General features: G+C 58.0%; 21 protein-coding genes and 1 pseudogene. 7 read left to right on the top strand and 15 right to left on the bottom strand.

What is annotated here, in order from left to right:
• Positions 1 to 141: 141 nt before the first annotated feature.
• The 5 genes from PST29_RS31795 to PST29_RS13795 all read right to left on the bottom strand — a co-directional run bounded on the left by PST29_RS31795 (position 142) and on the right by PST29_RS13795 (position 4,308).
• Entirely contained in the window at positions 142 to 564 is a 423-nt protein-coding gene (locus PST29_RS31795; protein WP_148659634.1) for a hypothetical protein, read from the bottom strand.
• Positions 561 to 1,271, bottom strand: coding sequence for a sensor histidine kinase (locus PST29_RS31020; RefSeq protein ID WP_082729240.1), 711 nt, complete (start codon positions 1,269 to 1,271; stop codon positions 561 to 563). The genes PST29_RS31795 and PST29_RS31020 overlap by 4 nt, the downstream gene beginning before the upstream one ends.
• Entirely contained in the window at positions 1,272 to 2,168 is an 897-nt protein-coding gene (locus PST29_RS31015) for a restriction endonuclease (protein ID WP_148659633.1), read from the bottom strand. It lies immediately after the preceding gene.
• 149 nt (positions 2,169 to 2,317) lie between these two features.
• Positions 2,318 to 3,667, bottom strand: a complete 1,350-nt coding sequence (locus tag PST29_RS31010; protein WP_082729238.1) for an SIR2 family protein — start codon at positions 3,665 to 3,667, stop codon at positions 2,318 to 2,320.
• A gap of 347 nt (positions 3,668 to 4,014) precedes the next feature.
• Positions 4,015 to 4,308, bottom strand: a complete 294-nt coding sequence (locus PST29_RS13795) for a DUF3077 domain-containing protein (protein WP_060843396.1) — start codon at positions 4,306 to 4,308, stop codon at positions 4,015 to 4,017.
• A 430-nt stretch (positions 4,309 to 4,738) separates the two neighbouring features.
• Between PST29_RS13795 and PST29_RS13790 the strand changes: the two genes are divergently transcribed.
• Positions 4,739 to 5,407, top strand: a complete 669-nt coding sequence (locus PST29_RS13790) for a phytanoyl-CoA dioxygenase family protein (RefSeq protein ID WP_060843395.1) — start codon at positions 4,739 to 4,741, stop codon at positions 5,405 to 5,407.
• 47 nt (positions 5,408 to 5,454) lie between these two features.
• On the opposite strand, the gene PST29_RS13785 is transcribed toward PST29_RS13790, so the two are convergent.
• Together PST29_RS13785 and PST29_RS13780 are read right to left on the bottom strand one after the other, a co-directional pair.
• The gene (locus tag PST29_RS13785; protein WP_232512107.1) at positions 5,455 to 5,643 is read right to left on the bottom strand and encodes a DUF6360 family protein; all 189 of its coding nucleotides are present in this window, start codon (positions 5,641 to 5,643) and stop codon (positions 5,455 to 5,457) included.
• Between the two features lie 2 nt (positions 5,644 to 5,645).
• A complete protein-coding gene (locus PST29_RS13780) occupies positions 5,646 to 5,909 on the bottom strand; it encodes a hypothetical protein (RefSeq protein WP_060843394.1) in 264 nt (87 codons plus the stop codon).
• Between the two features lie 214 nt (positions 5,910 to 6,123).
• On the opposite strand from PST29_RS13780, the gene PST29_RS32770 reads away from it, so the two are divergent.
• On the top strand, positions 6,124 to 6,252 hold the full coding sequence (locus PST29_RS32770) for a transposase (protein WP_082729237.1): 129 nt from the start codon (positions 6,124 to 6,126) through the stop codon (positions 6,250 to 6,252).
• Positions 6,253 to 6,347: 95 nt separating this feature from the next.
• Entirely contained in the window at positions 6,348 to 7,013 is a 666-nt protein-coding gene (locus PST29_RS32415) for a DUF7716 domain-containing protein (RefSeq protein ID WP_060843393.1), read from the top strand.
• 41 nt (positions 7,014 to 7,054) lie between these two features.
• Here PST29_RS32415 and tnpB read toward each other — a convergent pair.
• Positions 7,055 to 7,309, bottom strand: a pseudogene (gene tnpB, locus PST29_RS32410) (IS66 family insertion sequence element accessory protein TnpB); the annotation flags it as partial.
• Between the two features lie 49 nt (positions 7,310 to 7,358).
• Entirely contained in the window at positions 7,359 to 8,273 is a 915-nt protein-coding gene (locus PST29_RS13770; protein WP_060843392.1) for an SGNH/GDSL hydrolase family protein, read from the bottom strand.
• 234 nt (positions 8,274 to 8,507) lie between these two features.
• On the opposite strand from PST29_RS13770, the gene PST29_RS13765 reads away from it, so the two are divergent.
• Positions 8,508 to 8,936: a hypothetical protein gene (locus PST29_RS13765; protein WP_060843391.1), complete on the top strand. Its 429-nt coding sequence runs from the start codon at positions 8,508 to 8,510 to the stop codon at positions 8,934 to 8,936.
• 134 nt (positions 8,937 to 9,070) lie between these two features.
• On the opposite strand, the gene PST29_RS32245 is transcribed toward PST29_RS13765, so the two are convergent.
• The 3 genes from PST29_RS32245 to PST29_RS13750 form a co-directional block, all read right to left on the bottom strand.
• Positions 9,071 to 9,643 (bottom strand): DUF1963 domain-containing protein, encoded by a 573-nt coding sequence (locus tag PST29_RS32245; protein ID WP_198419651.1) that lies wholly within the window; start codon positions 9,641 to 9,643, stop codon positions 9,071 to 9,073.
• A 121-nt stretch (positions 9,644 to 9,764) separates the two neighbouring features.
• Positions 9,765 to 10,028, bottom strand: a complete 264-nt coding sequence (locus PST29_RS13755) for a hypothetical protein (protein ID WP_060838979.1) — start codon at positions 10,026 to 10,028, stop codon at positions 9,765 to 9,767.
• 36 nt (positions 10,029 to 10,064) lie between these two features.
• A complete protein-coding gene (locus PST29_RS13750; RefSeq protein ID WP_060843390.1) occupies positions 10,065 to 11,009 on the bottom strand; it encodes a helix-turn-helix transcriptional regulator in 945 nt (314 codons plus the stop codon).
• 178 nt (positions 11,010 to 11,187) lie between these two features.
• On the opposite strand from PST29_RS13750, the gene PST29_RS13745 reads away from it, so the two are divergent.
• The 3 genes from PST29_RS13745 (at position 11,188) to PST29_RS13735 (ending at position 12,949) form a co-directional block, all read left to right on the top strand.
• The gene (locus PST29_RS13745; RefSeq protein WP_060838977.1) at positions 11,188 to 11,616 is read left to right on the top strand and encodes a hypothetical protein; all 429 of its coding nucleotides are present in this window, start codon (positions 11,188 to 11,190) and stop codon (positions 11,614 to 11,616) included.
• A gap of 66 nt (positions 11,617 to 11,682) precedes the next feature.
• On the top strand, positions 11,683 to 12,303 hold the full coding sequence (locus tag PST29_RS13740; protein ID WP_060838976.1) for a hypothetical protein: 621 nt from the start codon (positions 11,683 to 11,685) through the stop codon (positions 12,301 to 12,303).
• Positions 12,296 to 12,949 carry a hypothetical protein gene (locus PST29_RS13735; protein ID WP_231979031.1) on the top strand — a complete coding sequence of 218 codons (654 nt, stop codon included), beginning with the start codon at positions 12,296 to 12,298 and terminating at the stop codon, positions 12,947 to 12,949. Before PST29_RS13740 ends, PST29_RS13735 begins: the two co-directional genes overlap by 8 nt.
• A gap of 61 nt (positions 12,950 to 13,010) precedes the next feature.
• On the opposite strand, the gene katG is transcribed toward PST29_RS13735, so the two are convergent.
• The 3 genes from katG to PST29_RS13720 all read right to left on the bottom strand — a co-directional run bounded on the left by katG (position 13,011) and on the right by PST29_RS13720 (position 16,703).
• On the bottom strand, positions 13,011 to 15,191 hold the full coding sequence (gene katG, locus PST29_RS13730) for a catalase/peroxidase HPI (protein ID WP_060843389.1): 2,181 nt from the start codon (positions 15,189 to 15,191) through the stop codon (positions 13,011 to 13,013).
• Positions 15,192 to 15,447: 256 nt separating this feature from the next.
• Positions 15,448 to 16,020, bottom strand: a complete 573-nt coding sequence (locus PST29_RS13725) for an HD domain-containing protein (RefSeq protein WP_060843388.1) — start codon at positions 16,018 to 16,020, stop codon at positions 15,448 to 15,450.
• A gap of 125 nt (positions 16,021 to 16,145) precedes the next feature.
• Positions 16,146 to 16,703, bottom strand: a complete 558-nt coding sequence (locus PST29_RS13720; protein ID WP_060843387.1) for a helix-turn-helix domain-containing protein — start codon at positions 16,701 to 16,703, stop codon at positions 16,146 to 16,148.
• Positions 16,704 to 16,867: the final 164 nt, after the last annotated feature.

Raw genomic sequence — 16,867 nt, 5'->3', positions numbered from 1 at the left:
GAAGCGCAGGTAGTTTGAAAGTGATCGGCTTACTGGATTAAAAACGGTCAGTCCTCTCACCCCCCTATCCGTCACGCGACCGGCTCAGGTGTATTAAAGCTGCGACCTCTGAGCAATAAAAATATTTTCGTCAGCGTCTATTCACGCTCTCGTCAATATTGATGCAAGCCTATCTTTTAACGCTCTTGCTCGACCTTTAGGTATATATGAAACATTTAATCTTTGACACATGTCTTCGACTTCTGGCTTGTCATGAACCGAGTAGACTATTATTCTATTACCGTTAATCCCTTTCGTTCGAGCTTGCTGCGCTATAAAGAGACCTCTGAACTCTTGAAATAGTTTTCCCCTTTGCTCCAATACGCTTTCAAACTCAGAAGAGGCGGGCACATTGAGATCAAAAATCAGTGCTGCATAGTCATCTACGCTGGCGCCCGCTAGCTTTTTATTTGCATCATCTATCGAGGTTGAAAAATCCACGCTGAAACCTAGTGACTCGACATAGTCCTCTAGCCAATCCAAAAACATAGGTTCATCATCAAGAATTAGAATTTTTGCGCTCATTTTAAAAACCCATTTGGAATTCTGATTTCAAATTTTGTAATTCCAGAAGATGAATGACTCCCGTCAATCGTCCCCTGAAATGCATTCTCAACGATTAGTTTACAAATATGAAGCCCTAAGCCGGACCCGGAAGATGTTCTTTCTTTTGCACTTTTTGCCCGATATCCGATTGCGAAAATATCGTCTTCGTTAGAAAATGCCTCGCTTTGTCCTTCAAACGTTATAATTAGGTTGTCAGTTTTTTTCTGTATCCAATTTTTTATTGTCAAAGTCGAGCCGGCTTTGCCATATTTAACTCCATTATCGATGAGATTCATGAAGACCTGTTTAAGTAAATTCGGGTCACCCTTTACGCAGTTTTGAGTATTCCGATCCTCTAGCTCTACCTTTACCTTACTATTCACCCCTTGTTCCTGAAAGAACTGCGCAGATTCGATAATCGCCTGTGGTATAACAGTAGTTTTGATGGAGGAGTTCGAAATTGACTCAGTATTTCCCGATGCGTATTCTGCAAAATATGAAAGGTTTCTTATCAGCGAAACTGTATACTCTAGTTGTGCCCTAGCGCGTGCTAATCGCTGAGCCTTTTTATGCTCTGGAATTACGTCACTTATTAAATTGTCGAGTGTTCCAATCACGCCACTCATTGGATTTATTGCCTGGTGAGTAATATTTTGAATGAGGAATAAGGTTTCTTTGTTATCCATTTATACGGCCTTTTTAATTACAGATAAGCTAATGTTTTCAGCCCCCAGCTGAGCGCTAAAATTTGACAGACCTGAAAGCGCTTGGATGTGATTTTCTTCCGACTCAATTAAAGCTCTAGGCAATTCAATTACCAAGTCAAGTTTTTGGCCTTGCGTGATTACTGGCGCCCCTTTAAAAATAAATAACAAGTATGCAAATAGCGCTCTAATAGAAAACCTATCATAATATTTGACACACAACCCTGAATAATCTATCCACTCGAATTGATCTTCAGTATTGTGAGTTCGAAAATAAAACTCATCTAAAACTTTTACATCTGACATCCTGGTTGATACCAGTTCGCTGACAGAATGAGCCAGCCATAGTTTTATTTCAGGTATCGGCCCGGTGTCCGGCGAAAGAGCATTAGATGTTTTAATAAGCAGTAAAATTGAAGGGTAAAATATATCTAGCTTAGATGCTACCTCTGATTTCAGCCCATACTTCCTTGCGAGTTCGGGATAAAGATTTAATTTTGCAGCAACTTCCACTGCTCCCCAGAATCTAATAGTTGGTTTTTTTCGTGATTCATTCCAGATTCTAACCTGATCAACTGCTTGCGGCGTTAGGGAAGAGCTTGTTACGAACAAAAGCATATCAGCGCTTTGCGCTTCGGCATATGATATCTTATTCCACACTGTAGGCCAGTCAACAGAACCTGTATATCTTTTGCATTCAACATACCACTTTTGGCGTTGATACTGACCGGATAAATCCGAAATAAAATAATCACCTTCAATGTCCCTTCCAACATCGCTTCCAGGAGTTCTCCATACTGTATTTCTCAATCCGAGCATAGTCACAATATCAAATGCCATACTTTCAAATTGCTCTGGGGAAAGACTTAATAAATTCAATGCTCCTCCTTGAAACCCCTAGTAAATTAATGATAATGATTCCATGATAGTACTTTAGCCCTTTGGAAACGAAACCGCTTCTGGCCAATTTCAGTCACTCGTGATGAGCTGTTAAGGCACCAAGCTCATTGAGATTTAACCATCAAAGGTTATGTGGGCAAATCCAAAGTATATTCCTCTCCGTTTTTTATTTTCTCAAGCAACTGTCGCAGCAAGTTAGAGTATCGATGCGCCTGAACCTCATTGCCGTTCATTACAGCACAATGGTATTTATTGTCGAACGACTTTATATCTACACCAGTAGTGTTCTTCAAAATCTCGAGCAGCTTATTCGCGTCGTGCCATCCTTTGAAACCCAAACTTACACCTAAAGTTGATGGCGTGTGTGGGAAATTGACGTTAAAAGCTAGACCATCAGAGGCATCAGCTATTCCGTAAAGTTTAGCTAATGCTCCCTCTGACTCAGAGACGTTTGCAAGTACAGTATAATCAACTTGAATGGGGTTTTTCGGAATGTCAGAACGCACAAGCTCATAGGTTCTTGCCAGTAGCGCGCGCAGTAACTTTGGGTTGACATTGTCCAGTGCTTGGTTCGCACCAAAAGCCCTGTATACCCAGCTATAGTCATGTGCAACGATACTTTTTATACGTATGCTTTTATTCTCTGATACCGATATCAGGCGTTCACGCCTAGGATATTCGGTGACCTCCTTGCTTGACCACTCTAAATGGTAAATATTTGGAATTAACGCGCCATTTTCGGAAAGAATCTCATCAATATCCGACAGTATAGCTCTAATGTTTGGATCTTCGGCGCTGTAACCAACAAAAACAAGAGGATGCTCCGCAAAAAAAGCAAGCATTTTGGCGCTGAGATACTTTTTCTTTTTCAGGAAATTATCATAATCCTCTCGTGTGATTACTACACTCCTAGAATCAGAAGCACATCCATGTATCTTAAATATTTCACCTATGCTTGAATGATTTGCATAGAGAATTCGCTGCCCAATGATTGGAGCGTAATCAGGAAAAATGCTCTCAAGCAAACAATCATAGTTGGTTGTTATTATTGAGTGAGGATGAATCTTTTTTAGCAGTTCAATTTCTTCTTTATCCGTGGTAATTGCTTCACTCAATAACTTCTTAAAAATCTCACATACTGCATGTTTGAAGTAAATATCGGATTCATTGCCTGAGCCAAATAATTCAGCGGGAAACTCATTTTCGCCGCCACTCCAAGCCCAGTCATTAAATTTTTCGGAGAATACGGTCCCAATATCGACAAGATTAGGATAACGCTGCAAATAATAAGCAAATTTTTTATCGATCTCGGGACACATCTCACTAAGCGAGTGCAGTAACTCCTCCCAGCTAGGACCGTTAAGGTACCTTTTAGTTAGGCCTGACCCTACGAAAAGTATAGGCTGGCAGCCCATCGCTTCAATACAGGTTTTAATATCATCCGTCACATCGTCTTTATACTTATCATAATCGCTCATATGTGCTCCCTAGTGTTTTTGTGCCTGCTGAGCGAGGAGCGGTTACGTGACGGGATTCGTCAAGGATCTCAGCCCCCCAATGAGCAATGTCAGAATAGCCACTAGCCATCTCTGGTGGCTAGTGGCTTGATCAAGATCGACGATTTTCATTTCTTTGATAACGACTACAGAGTCCTAGCAAGCAGAATCTGGCGCATCCAGCTCAGTGATTCGGATGGTAGCTTTTGGCCGAAACCGGCCTGTCACGAACGGCAGCTAGTGGCCGAAAGCTTCCTCCTCAAATCATAAAAATGCCGCTTATCAACCAACAATAAGCGGCGTTTCTATCTACTTAGTACAGTTTAGCTCTAACTCAGAGCCCCTCCCTCAGCCGCTCTTCCACCCAACCCCAAACAAACATCATCAATCACCGCCTTACCCATCTCCGCCAAAAAGTGCGAAGCCCAAGCATACCGCTCGCCCTGCTCTTCCATAGCAGCATCTAGCGCTAGCTTCTTGGCGTAGTAAAGCAAAGTAGAAGCGTGCTCCAACGCCTGCTGCAAAGGCACGTCAGCATTCACGCGAAACAGCTCTAGTTCAGGATCGGCACAACTGCCAAAGGTGACGAAACCCAGTGTCTTGACTGAGGCTGAAGTGCTCATCGGATACCTCCTATAACAGCCAGGAGACGGGTATTACGAAGGGAAGATCCACACAGATTACGGGCGTACATGATTGAAACTCCCATATCGGTAATGAGAGCTGCCACCTTCGTTCTCAGGCGAGTGGGTGGCAGCTGTGCGCGGGCTGAGAAACCGGAGATACAGGAACCCGGCAGACCCGAAGGTCTCCCACGCACAGCCGCCATAACACGAACAGACGGGCACAAAAATGCGCCTGCATTCATGGGCGGGCGCTTGTGCGCCTGCATCTTACCGGGTTCTCAGGCCCGGTCGCTGATTTTGCAGCGACCGCAGCAGACTAGGCGGTCTGCTCAGGGTCCGGCAACCGCTAAACCGTAGCCGGTTATGTCGTTCGGATTAGCGAGCCGTTATGCTCTCCCCCACCCCGGATAAGGACATCTGCCCCCTCATGATCGACCGCGAACACCTCCATCAAAACGGTTACCTGTTGCTGCGTCAGGCGGTGCCCGCCGACTGGCTGGATGAGCTGCGGACCACCTTTGATGCGGGGGTGATTGGGCCTGAGCAATGGCCGGTGCCTAGGGGCCACGATTGGCGTCATGCGCTGGTGGATCTGGATACACGGGTGCAGGCGGTGTGTCGCTTGCCGGCGATGTTGGCGGTAGCCGGGGCGTTGATCGGGGAAGGCTTTTTTCTGGCGCAGGTGGAGGGCCGCGAGCCGTTGGCGGGGGGCGGTCATCAGGTGTTGCACCGGGATCTGTCGGAACAGCGCCTCGGTGACCGGGTCACGGCGCTGGTCTATCTCGATGACTATGGGCCGGCCAATGGCGCGACGCGCATCGTGCCCGGCAGTCATCGCCCCGGGGAGCGGTTGGCGCCCTTTGATTTCAGTGATGAATCCCGGGTGGTGCCGTTGGCGGGCAGTGCGGGGGACGTGCTGCTGTTCGATGCCGATCTGGTGCATGGGGCCAGCCTCAACCCCAGTGGTGCGCGCCGTCGCAGCTTGCTGATCAGTTATTGCGCCCTGGGGCTGTATGAGTCCCATCTGCAGACGCTGGGCCTGCGTGCTATCCGCATGGACACCAGCGAGCGCTTCGAGCCTGCGGATTTTGCCTGAGTGGGCTCGGGCGCCAGGGGTGCGTCAGCCACAGCATGGCTGCTCATTCAGTCGGCCAGGCGGCTGGCCAAACGTTGCAGTGCCTGGGCCAGTTCCAGGGCCTGTTCTGCCGTCAGCTCCACCGGGTCGTTGTGCGGGCTGATGGCCTTGAGATGAATGGCACTGCCCTGCTCTATCCATAGGCGCACGGCGCCCTCGCTGCTCTCGACATAATCCGTTGTGCGCTCAGCCGGCATGTTCATTCACCTTGTGCGTAGGCGGTGGCCAGTTCCAGCAGGCGGGTGAAGTTGGCGATGGCGAAATACAGGTCATCGCGGGTGTCGCCGTCCCATTCTTCGACGGCTTCGCGGGCGGCCTTGAGTGAGGCAATGCGGGTTTTGATCTCGGCGATTTCCGCCGCGCCGCACTGGGTGGCGATGGCCTCCCAGCGCTCCTGGGGAATGTTTTGCTGGACCGACAGCCCGGCTTGGGCTTGGGCGATCAGTGCGGTGAGTTGGCTCATAGGGGTATTCGTCCTGAAAATGCAGCCTTTGAATCGGGGCGCGATCGCGGGCTGGAATGTGCAGAGGCGCAGCTTGTGCGTCAGGCGCTTTGAGGTGGGTCACTTTATCGGTAAGCGTCTGTGCAACACATCTTCCTGACCCCGACGCCAAAGGCGATGGTGTACACCTCAATTTAAGTGGACACCCTCTCTAGCCTTTTAAGCGGGTCTTTCCATGCAGCCACAACGCCGTTCCTATTCCAAATCCTTCAAGGCCCAGGTTGTCCAAGAATGCGCCCAACCCGGCGCTTCGATTGCCAGCGTCGCGCAGAAGCACAGTATGCGTCTGGCCGTCCCACCCTGATGGCATTGTCAAGGCATGAACAACCTTCAGAGAGCTGTGGGACACCTTAATTGGCTCTGTAGAATATGGTGCATTGGGTGGAGGGAATTTTTAAAATGCTTTTACTTTTGAGTCTTCGTGACGTTATCGAAGCCCTTGCGACCTGTGATGGCAATAACGATGTCTGGAGCCGCTATTCATGGGTCTATGTCAAGGACGGGGCACCGCTGATCGAAGCTCGCTTTTACCTTTCTTCGCCCGAGGAAGAATCGAATAGCGTACCCGGCGAGAACGGTGAGCAAATGCCGACCTTTGCCGTAGCACACGGCCTTTCGTATTGCCTTGAAGCTGCCGACTTTGTAGATGTACTGAGCGTACAGAAGCGTCAGCAGCCGCTCTCACAACTTGAGGACTATGCCGCTGCGCTTGAACACTACGCCGAGCGAGACGCCTTTCTAGATCGGGGTGAGTTCTACAGTGGTCGGTGCGTGGATCAACAACCGTTGCCAGGCATTTCACGCGACTTTTTTCCCGAATACGATCTTCAGCTGGATACGTGTCCGGCTGATCGCATCCGAGATGCTGCGCGCGTCATCGCTAAATTGCTGCACATAAGTGTGGCTGATGCTCTCGCGCGTTGCAGGAGGCTGCCGGTGATTCTAGGGGAACGCACCGACTCACAGGGGCGCGTGCGGATTGAGACACAATTCATCGCTCTTTCGTTGCCGCTGCAAATAACGACACACTGGCCCCTTGCCTGGCTTCCCGGAGTTGATCCGTAGGAAGTCGATGAACGCGTACCGCCACTGCCCATGCGTTGCCAGGGTAAACCCAACACCAACGCCTGAAGTTGCTCGGTATTCAACTCGAGTTCAGGGCCTTGGCGAATGCCTGGCCAGTGGAACTTGCCTTGGTTCAATCGGCGAGCAGCCAGCCAGATGCCAAACCCATCATGCACCAGCACTTTCATGCGATTGGCGCGGCGGTTAGCAAACAGATAAGCACAGTGCGGTTGCGCCGCACCGAACACGGCAACCACCCGGGCCAGCGTAGTTTCAGTTCCGGCGCGCATGTCCATGGGCTCGATAGCCGGGCAGTGCTGACCGGCTATGGGCGGATAGCGAACCTCAACGGCTCGCTTTTAACGTTTCAAGCATCGCCTCGGCGGCCAGGCTGTGGACTTTGCGGGTCGGGTGCCACTCATCCCAGTAGTAATGGCTATCCGGATCCGCACACACGGGTTTGACGTCCGGGTAGGTGGCTTGGCACGGGGTATCCAGATCCTTCAGGCCCGCCACCTCGGGTGCCGCGCGAAGCGCGTTGCTGAAGGCCAGGTGGTCGAAGTAACCAATGCTCACGTGATGGGCGTTAGCCAGTGTTGCCAGCACGGCGGGCAGTTTTTGTTCGAGTATCTGCTGGTATTGCGTTGCGTTCTTGACTTGATTGCCCTGCACCACAGCCGGCACATGGCTCAAATCCGTGGTCCCCACCACCAGCACGTGTTTCGCCCCTGCTGCGATCAGCGTCTCGGTGCTCTTCTGTATGTTCGCCACGCTGTTCTGGCCAAGCACGTCAATCGTTTCTGGGTGCGAGAAGTCGGCCCACTCAAAAAAATCGTTGGCTGAGACGAAAATGAAATACAGCGCATCCGGATCCGCTTTGTGTGTTTTAGCAGCTTTCAGGTGATCGGCGATTTGCCCGAAAACCCCAGTGTCGCGAGAGGGCTGCATCCAGGCGTAGTAGTTGCCGTTGCCGCTTTTGGCGCCGCCAATGGCGTAGTCGGTCAAGGGGATTTTCAAGGCCTGCGCCAAGTGCTCGACGGCGGTGGGGCCATTGCTCCAGCGTCCCTGCCAATACAACGAACCGGGTAGCGCCTGTGCATCTTTGACCTTCTGCGCGGCCATGGTTCGAGTGAAGGCTTCACCCGCACCGTTGTCGGAGTAGCTGTCACCGAAAGCATAGAGATGATCGTAGCCAGGGCCGCCAAAGGCGGTTGAAGCAGTCATTGTCAATAGAGCGGCCAAGCACGCGCGTCGAATCATTGAAAGTCTCCCGGGTGGTGCTCTTAGACTACCGGTGGCGACGCTTTGCCTCGCCACGCTTGCGACCTGTATTTAGCCGAGGGCGCAAAGTGTGTGCTGTTCGCGACAGGTCGGTGGCGGGTGAGTCCAGCGAGTGCGCCGGTTTTTTTATCCCGCCTGTTGCCTTGGGTGCTTGGCAGCGCCGCACGGGTCGGCTTCAATGAGCGCCCCTTTTTATGTTCAGGAGCTAGAAGGATGCAGCTTTATTACCGTTGGGCGGCCGCATGGGTCATGGCGTGGGTACTGGGAATCGGGCTGGTCCAGGCCGAGGAACGGCCACAGGTCGCGGACAAGATCCTGGCCTACACCGGGCCGCACGGGGTGAAGGTCTGGACCCTGCGCATCGGCGAGCGCAGCGCCCATCAGGCGCTGGTGCAGGTGGAAGACGCCGACCACGACTGGAATATGCGCATTCAGAAAATGAACGTGGAGCAAACCGATCGCGACACCCGTTACTTCACTCAGGTGGACGGGCAGAAGTTCGTGGTGCTGCTGCTTCAGGAAGGCTATGGCGAGTTGCATCTGCCGGGTGAGGCCAAGCCGCTGAAGGTGGGTTATGACAGCAACCTGTCCAGCTATGGCGATGCCCAGGCGTTTCTCAATGAGTACCTCAAGGCGCAGTAAAGCGTCTGGCGGCCGCGACCGCTCTGCAACAACGCCTCCCTAGGGAGGCGTTGTCGTTTTACTCGGTGTGCCCCCCTCTCAACGCAGATCAAACCGGTCCAGGCTCATGACGCTGAGGACCCGCCCCCCCTTTCTTATGAACTCTGGATGATCAGGACCCCGGCCATCAGGTCTTCGTCATCAATGCCTTGCTTCAATAGCAGATAGCCGGTTCCGCCGACCAAAATGCCCTTGTGCCCTGGAGCGGCCCTGTTCAGCCGGGAGTTGTTGATCTGCAGCACATAGTTCAAGCCTGGGCGTGTCTCTTGACCCTGAATCCAGGCAGGTATTCCGGCGATCTTGGCCAGGCCGTTTTCGTCGCTGTCCTGCCCCGGATTTTCAACCACTGCGATTCGCCGCGCCGGGGTGATGGGCTGTCCGTAACCATCCACCTGTCGCGCCGCGGGCCTGTAGGCCAGCACCTTGCCGCCCTCTTGCATGGCTTGCTCGATGTAGGCATCGCTGACGATTGAGTAAGGCGTAAACAGCGAAACCACCAGCTCCTCATTCAATTGCATGCCGGCAAGGTATCGATTGATAACGCTGGCCGGCAGGCTGGCAAGGTGCAGCAAGGGGACGCCCATCGAGTCGGTGGGCCACGGGATGGACTCAGGCAGGTAGGGGTTGCCGCCGAGGTAGGCGGAGCCCTGGTCGGGGCCTTCGGGCAAAAACACTAGTTCGTTAAACAGGGGCTGTTCCTCTCAGGTGTGCCGTTGCCTAGATGGTTGCGTGGGCGCACGGCGCCCTCGCTGCTCTCGACATAATCCGTTGTGCGCTCAGCCGGCAGGTTCATTCACCTTGTGCGTGGGCGGTGGCCAGTTCCAGCAGGCGGGTAAAATCAGCGATGGCGAAGTACAGGTCATCCCGGGTGTCGCCGTCCCAGTCTTCCACCGCTTCGCGGGCGGCCTTGAGTGAGGCGATGCGGGTTTTGATTTCGGCGATTTCCTCGGCGCCGCACTGGGTGGCGATGGCCTCCCAGCGTTCCTGGGGAATGTCTTGCTGGACCGATAGCCCGGCTTTGGCTTGGGCAATCAGTGCTGTCAATTGGCTCATGGGGGTTGTTCCTCAAGGGGCTGGGGTGCGCCTGCGCTAGCCTTCCGCGCCGGGCGGATGGCCAAAGTGGGCCTTGTAGGCGTGGTTGAAATTGGCCGGGTTGGCGTAGCCCAGGCGGTAGGCGATCTGCGCCACGTGCCATTTGCGCTGGCGCAACAGGGTGCGCGCCAGCTCCATGCGTTGGCGCCGCACATACTGCAGCATCGACTGGCCGAATACCTGGGCAAAGGCGCGGCGCAGGGTGGTCTCCCCTACCCCCAGTTGCTGGGCCAACGCCTGGCTGCCGGGCGGGTCCAGCAGGTGGGCGTCGAGCTGGCGGCGGGCTTCGTGGGCCAGGTCCAGTTGCCCGCGCACCGTGGGCGCCGCAGGGCGCTGGCCCTGGAGGTGCACCGCCAGTTCCACCAGCACCGCCAGGCTCAGGCTTTCCTGGTGCAGGTGTTGCAGGGCGCCCTGGTACGGCGCTTGGTAGAGCCGCTCCAGCAAGCTGCCCAGCGCCCGGCAGCGTTGAAACTGGCGAAAGCGGATGCCGTCGTCCAGCAGGCTAAGCAAGGGCTGCAGCGTCGGGTCTTCCTCGGCCAGTTCCCGCAAATAGCTGCCGGCGATGCGCAGGCCGGCCATGCGGGCGTGGCTGCCGGCGGGCATCTGGTCCAGCGCTTCCATGGTCTCGCTCAGGCCCAGGGCCTGAGGCGCGCCGGGGGTGTAGTGGTGGAGCTGGCCGTCGATCCGGTGCTGCCATTGCCCGGCCAGCACCTGGACGATGCACAGGCTGTCGGGCAACACCTTGTGGATGCGCAGCGGATCGGGGAATTGCAGGTTGCAGTCGAAGTACTGCAAGTGCGGGCGCACGGTACGGGCGCGATAGTGGCCGACGGCGCTGCCCATCACCCGCCGGGCACTGGGGTCGAACACCCCGGCGCGGGCCAGGCCAACCGGCCGGTCGAAGCAGAATTGTGTATCGAGGTAGGGGTTCCAGCATTCCATCGGCAAAGCGGGTCCATGGGTGGGGTTGCTACGGCGGCCAATGGTAACTCACTCACACTTTGCGCAGCGGTGGTTGTGAGCGTCGGAATTTTTCTTGTGAATGACGGCCAAAGCGCTTGGCAGGGCCGCAGGTGCCGACTTCAATGAGCGGCTTTTTCAGATGTCAGGAGTTTGAACCATGCAGTTTTATTGCAAATGGACGGCCGTGTGGGCCATGGCGCTGGCCCTGGGAAGCGGTCTGGTCCAGGCCGATGAGCGGCCCCAGGTGGCGGATAAACTGGCGGCCTATGTCGGCCAGCAGGGGGTGAAGGTCTGGACCTTGCGCATCGGTGAGCGCAGTGAGCATCAGGCCCTGGTGCAGGTGGCGGACGTGGATCACGACTGGAACTTGCGCATCCAGAAAATGGCCGTGGAAAAGACCGCAAAGGATACCCGCTACGCCACGACCGTCGACGGGCAGAAATTCGTGGTGCTGGTGCTCCAGGAGGGTTGGGGCGAGCTGTACCTGCCGGGTGAAGCTGCGCCGGTGCGGGTGCGCTATGACGAGAACCTGTCGAGCCAGGGTGATGCCCAGGCGTTCCTTACCGACTACCTCAAGGCCCGGTGAGCCCTGGGGGAGCGCCGGCACCCAGGCGCTCGACCGCTTTGTTTTCTGTGAATCAAGGACTTGTTTATGACTTCATCGCTGCAACCCGATGCATCTCGCGACGCTCAGCGCGAACAGGTGATCACCCAGCTCCAGCAGGTGATCCAGCGTGTGCCCGAGCAGAGCGAATTCACCAATACGCGCCGTTATCAGGTGCTGGGGCCGCTGTTCACCCTGATTTCCCTGGCGATGCTGGCCTGGGGCATCCACCAGGGCAAGACCGGCATGCTGCTGTGCGGGCTGTTTCTGACCGCCTTGTTCGCCCTGGTGACCTGGCAGCATCGCCACGCTGGCCAGCATGCCTTCATGCGCTTGACCCGACGCCAGCTGTTCGTGGATTCCCTGAGTGCACCGGTCAACCTGACGGACGTGGTGGATGTCCATGTCAAGGATGAGGGGCTGCTGACCCTGCAGCAGCTGACCCTGCGCCCGGGCTGCCCACTGCCGACCCACAGGCCCGTGCGCCAGGTGTTCGGCAACCAGGCCATGGCGTTCCACAGCCCCGAACCCCACATTCGCATTCATTCCGCCGGCTTGATGAGCGCGGGGCGCAAACTGGCCATCGATGACATCGCCGCGCTTCTGGATGCCTACTGCCAGGCGGCTAATGCACAACAGCAGCTGGATGAGTTGCAAGGCCGTGGATAACGCCGAAAAAGAAGCCTTGCTGCTGCAACTGCAGGCCGATGCAGATGGCCCCCAGCGCCGTTGCGAGATTCGTGAGCGCTCTCTTGGGCAAGCAGTCATGCTGGCCCTGCTTTCCCTGCTGCTGGTGCTGGTGGGCGGTTGGCTGGCCAGCCTGCCTTCGGCCTGGCAGTTGCGCTCTGCCCAGCTGTGGTTCTGGCTGCCCGGGGCGCTGATGCTGGGCGCCGGGCTTGTGGGCCTGGCGGCGGCCGAAGCCCTGCGTCGGCGGCATGGCCAGCAGGTGCTGGCGCTGACCCCCGACACCCTGCAGTTCGCCAATGCGCCCGAACCCACTCCCTGGGTATGTTTCGATGGTTTCGAACTGGAGCAGCGCCACCTGAGCCTGGGGCTGGTGTTCTCGGTGATGGCCGGTAGCCGTGCACCGACCCTGGCGCCGGCCTGCTTCAAATCCCTGGCCGCGCCCCACGCCTGGCCGGTGGCCGCCGGCATGCGCGTGCGCTTGTGGCTGTTCAACCCGATGCTCGATGGCCAGCGCCTGGATTTCCAAGCCCTGACCGACCTGCTCTACGCCTACCTGAATGCGGCCCAGGCCCGCAGCACCCTGGGCCAGCTGTTCCCGGAGGTGCAACGGGTGGGTGCCGGGCAGTAGCCGGGCCATGAAAAACGCCTCCCTAGGGAGGCGTTGTCGTATTACCCGGTTTGCTCCCCTTTTAGCGCAGATCGAACCGATCCAGGTTCATCACCTTGTCCCAGGCGGCGACAAAGTCCTTCACGAACTTCTCTCCCGCATCCGCCGCTGCATACACCTCGGCCAAAGCCCGCAGTTGCGAGTTGGAGCCCAGCAGCAGGTCGACCCGGGTACCGCTCCATTTGTATTGCCCGGTGGCGCGGTCGCTGCCCTCGTACAGGTCGCGGGCCTCGGACTGGGGCTTCCATTGGGTGCCCATGTCCAGCAGGTTGACGAAGAAGTCGTTGCTCAAGGTGCCCGGGCGCGCGGTGAACACGCCGTGGGGCGCTTGCCCGACGTTGGCCCCCAGCACCCGCAGGCCGCCCAGCAGCACAGTCAGTTGCGGGGCGGTGAGGGTCAGCAGCTGCGCCTTGTCTATCAGCAGGGCTTCGGCGGTGACGCCGCTGACCGGCTTGAGGTAGTTGCGAAAGCCATCGGCCACAGGTTCGAGCACGGCGAAGGAGTCGACGTCGGTCTGTTCCTGGCTGGCGTCCATGCGCCCCGGGGCGAAGGGTACGCTGATGCTGTAGCCGGCATTGTTTGCCGCCAGTTCCACCGCCGCGCAGCCGCCGAGGACGATCAGGTCCGCCAGGGACACGCGCTTGCCAGTGCTTTGCGCGCTGTTGAAGGCGCTCTGCACCGCTTCCAGGCCTTGCAGCACCTGGGCCAGTTGTGCCGGTTGGTTGACCTCCCAGTCCTTCTGCGGGGCCAGGCGAATCCGTGCGCCGTTGGCGCCGCCGCGCTTGTCCGAGCCGCGGAAGGTCGAGGCCGAGGCCCAGGCGGTGGACACCAGTTGCGCCACGGACAGGCCCGAATTGAGGATCAGGCCCTTGAGCTGCTGGATGTCCTGGGCGTCGATCAGCGGGTGGTTCACGGCGGGAATCGGGTCTTGCCAGATCAGTTCTTCGGCCGGCACTTCCGGGCCCAGGTAACGGGCGCGCGGGCCCATGTCGCGGTGGGTGAGTTTGAACCAGGCGCGGGAGAAGGCGTCGGCCAGTTGTTCGGGGTGCTGGTGGAAGCGTCGGGAGATGGCCTCGTAGGCCGGGTCGAAACGCAGCGCCAGGTCGGTGGTGAGCATCGATGGCGTGCGGCGTTTATTCGGGTCGTGGGGGTCGGGCACGCTGTCGGCCCCGGCGCCGCCCTTGGGTTGCCATTGGTGGGCGCCGGCGGGGCTGGTGGTCAGTTCCCATTCGTAGCCGAACAGGTGGTCGAAGAAGTCGTTGCTCCAACGGGTCGGGGTGGTGGTCCAGATCACTTCCAGGCCGCTGGTGATGGCGTCGCCACCGACGCCCGTGCCGAAGCTGCTGCGCCAGCCCAGGCCCTGCTCTTCCAGGCCGGCGGCTTCCGGTTCCGGGCCGACGTGGGTCGCGGGGCCGGCGCCGTGGGTCTTGCCGAAGGTGTGGCCGCCGGCGATCAGGGCCACGGTTTCTTCGTCGTTCATGGCCATGCGGGCGAAGGTTTCGCGGATGTCCCGGGCCGCGGCCAGGGGGTCGGGGTTGCCGTTGGGGCCTTCAGGGTTGACGTAGATCAGGCCCATCTGCACCGCCCCCAGGGGGTTCTCCAGCTCGCGGTCGCCGCTGTAGCGCTGGTCGCCAAGCCAGGTGGTTTCACTGCCCCAGTAGACGTGGTCGTCCGGCTCCCAGACGTCCTGGCGGCCACCGCCGAAGCCGAAGGTTTTAAAACCCATGGATTCCAGGGCGACGTTGCCGGTGAGGATGATCAGGTCGGCCCAGGAGAGCTTGCGTCCGTATTTCTGCTTGATCGGCCAGATCAGCCGCCGCGCCTTGTCCAGGCTGACGTTGTCCGGCCAGCTGTTGAGCGGGGCGAAGCGCTGCTGCCCACCCCCGGCGCCGCCGCGGCCATCGGCGATGCGGTAGGTGCCGGCGCTGTGCCAGGCCATGCGGATGAACAGCGGGCCGTAGTGGCCGAAATCCGCCGGCCACCAGGGTTGGGAGTCGGTCATCAAGGCCAGCAGGTCGCGCTTCACCGCGGCCAGGTCCAGGGTCTTGAATTCGGCGGCGTAGTCGAAGTCCTCGGCCATCGGGTCGGACAGCTGCGAGTGCTGATGGAGGATCTTCAGGTTCAGTTGGCCGGGCCACCAGTCACGGTTGCTGGTGCCTTCGCCGGCGGTGTGTTTGAACGGGCACTTGGATTCATTGGACATGGATCACTCCTTCGGTCATCGAAAACCTGCCGCTCGACGTTGGCCCCGGGTTGGACAACCGTGTGAAAAGCGTAGTGAAGGACAAGCGAAGGTAAAAATAGCTTCGCTTGATGACCCTGCCAGAAAAAAACCATGACCCGTGCCAGGCCCCAAGCGGGCGCCCTGCCCCCTGCCGGAGCCTGTTCATCCTTTTGCGAGTGCTGCCCGGGCATGCTCAACGGCGCCTGAGCCAGGCACCGCGATCGTGAACCGCTGCTCAGTCCTGGGCGTCGAGGCGGCGCCGAGTGTCGGCATCGATCTGCTGGCGCAGGGCCTGGAACAACGGGCTGGCGTCGGTGTAGCGGCGGCCGTAATCGAGGTTGAAGCCGTAGTCGAAATCCGCCGGGTTCTGGCCCTGGGTGTGTTGCAGCAGGGCTTCCAGCTTGTCCAGGGCCTTGACCGCGCGCGCCTCGGTGCTGGCGGCGCCTTCGTATTCATCCCACAGCTCCAGCAGGCGCTGGCGGGCCGGGGCGTCCAGGGCCCGGGCGAGGTATTGCAGGTCGTCGCGTTCCTGCTGGCTCTTGTCCGGGTGGGCGGCCTGGGCCACCGCCGGGATGTCGCCATGAATGGCTTCCCCCAGGTCGTGGACGATGCACAGTTTCAGCACCCGCAGCAGGTCCAGGTCCCCCAGTTGGTCTTCGAACAGCAGCGCCATCAGGCACAGGCGCCAGCTGTGCTCGGCGGTGCTTTCCTGGCGGCCGCTGGAGGTGTGGGCGCTGCGCAGCACGTCCTTGAGCTTTTCCGCTTCACGGAGAAAGTCGAGACGGCCGCTGAGGAGTTCGGGGGTCATGGACAAGCCTGCTGCACGTGAATGAGGCCCGCGCCGTGGGGCGGCGGGCGAAGGCTTGCCAGACTAGCCAGCGGGCAGCAACCGGTCCACGGATAAAATATGCGTGGCGTGCCTCGACAAGCGCGTCAGAGGGTTTCCACCAGCCGCACGGCGTTGCCGTCGGACAGGTTGAGGCGGGTCCAGCGGCACTGGCTGGGGGCGATGGGCACGATGGCCGAATCGTTGTGGCCGCTGAAGAACTCCAGGGACGGCGGCGCCAGCACTTCGCGCCAGCCCAGGTCATCCAGGGCGGCTTCCTTGCGCACGATTTCCTCGGTGCAAAAGCCCCACAGCGATTGGCCCAGCAGCTCACTCAAGGGCACGCCGAATTGTGCGGCGCGGGTCGGCGAACAGGCCAGCAGGCGGTGGGTCAGGTCGCACACCAGGTGCACGGCGCGCGGGCTGTCATTCACCAGCCGCGCCAGAGCCTGATCGGCAGCGGCGCTGAGGTTGGCCGCCAGCAGGTGCTCCAGGCGCGCACGCTCCGCCGGCTCCATGGCTTGCCGGCCGTTTTCCCAGCGGGAAATGCTCGACTGCGCCACGCCGAACAGCTCGGCGGCGTGCTGCTGCTTGACCCGGTGCAACAGGCGCCAGCGCCTGAGGGCCAGGCCCAGATGGGGTGAGGTGAACAGGGCTGCGGACATGGCGTGAGCGATGCAAGTCAAGGGGCTGGCAGTTTCGCAGCCACAGCCCTTGGCGGGCAACCGGTGCTGACCAACGCCATTGGCCCGGCCCGTCACAAGTTGCTGGACAGCGCGGCCAAAGCCCCGAAAAATCAGCGCCTTTGCCCCGCCCTTTACGGGCTGGG

Origin of the sequence: Pseudomonas sp. St29 (assembly GCF_001547915.1) — a bacterium.
Lineage (GTDB): Bacteria > Pseudomonadota > Gammaproteobacteria > Pseudomonadales > Pseudomonadaceae > Aquipseudomonas.
This window is presented reverse-complemented; position numbering and strand designations above follow the sequence as displayed.

Bases quoted from the DNA above. Each gene is read 5' to 3' on its own strand.
- PST29_RS32415 (WP_060843393.1), top strand. From the start codon at position 6,348: ATGCTTTTACTTTTGAGTCTTCGTGACGTTATCGAAGCCCTTGCGACC.
- PST29_RS13740 (WP_060838976.1), top strand. From the start codon at position 11,683: ATGACTTCATCGCTGCAACCCGATGCATCTCGCGACGCTCAGCGCGAA.
- PST29_RS13765 (WP_060843391.1), top strand. From the start codon at position 8,508: ATGCAGCTTTATTACCGTTGGGCGGCCGCATGGGTCATGGCGTGGGTA.
- katG (WP_060843389.1), bottom strand. From the start codon at position 15,191: ATGTCCAATGAATCCAAGTGCCCGTTCAAACACACCGCCGGCGAAGGC.
- PST29_RS13780 (WP_060843394.1), bottom strand. From the start codon at position 5,909: ATGAGCCAACTCACCGCACTGATCGCCCAAGCCCAAGCCGGGCTGTCG.
- PST29_RS31795 (WP_148659634.1), bottom strand. From the start codon at position 564: ATGAGCGCAAAAATTCTAATTCTTGATGATGAACCTATGTTTTTGGAT.
- PST29_RS13770 (WP_060843392.1), bottom strand. From the start codon at position 8,273: ATGATTCGACGCGCGTGCTTGGCCGCTCTATTGACAATGACTGCTTCA.
- PST29_RS13785 (WP_232512107.1), bottom strand. From the start codon at position 5,643: ATGCCGGCTGAGCGCACAACGGATTATGTCGAGAGCAGCGAGGGCGCC.
- PST29_RS13725 (WP_060843388.1), bottom strand. From the start codon at position 16,020: ATGACCCCCGAACTCCTCAGCGGCCGTCTCGACTTTCTCCGTGAAGCG.
- PST29_RS31010 (WP_082729238.1), bottom strand. From the start codon at position 3,667: ATGAGCGATTATGATAAGTATAAAGACGATGTGACGGATGATATTAAA.
- PST29_RS13745 (WP_060838977.1), top strand. From the start codon at position 11,188: ATGCAGTTTTATTGCAAATGGACGGCCGTGTGGGCCATGGCGCTGGCC.
- PST29_RS13755 (WP_060838979.1), bottom strand. From the start codon at position 10,028: ATGAGCCAATTGACAGCACTGATTGCCCAAGCCAAAGCCGGGCTATCG.
- PST29_RS13790 (WP_060843395.1), top strand. From the start codon at position 4,739: ATGATCGACCGCGAACACCTCCATCAAAACGGTTACCTGTTGCTGCGT.
- PST29_RS13795 (WP_060843396.1), bottom strand. From the start codon at position 4,308: ATGAGCACTTCAGCCTCAGTCAAGACACTGGGTTTCGTCACCTTTGGC.
- PST29_RS13750 (WP_060843390.1), bottom strand. From the start codon at position 11,009: ATGGAATGCTGGAACCCCTACCTCGATACACAATTCTGCTTCGACCGG.
- PST29_RS13720 (WP_060843387.1), bottom strand. From the start codon at position 16,703: ATGTCCGCAGCCCTGTTCACCTCACCCCATCTGGGCCTGGCCCTCAGG.
- PST29_RS32770 (WP_082729237.1), top strand. From the start codon at position 6,124: ATGCAGCCACAACGCCGTTCCTATTCCAAATCCTTCAAGGCCCAGGTT.
- PST29_RS31020 (WP_082729240.1), bottom strand. From the start codon at position 1,271: ATGGATAACAAAGAAACCTTATTCCTCATTCAAAATATTACTCACCAG.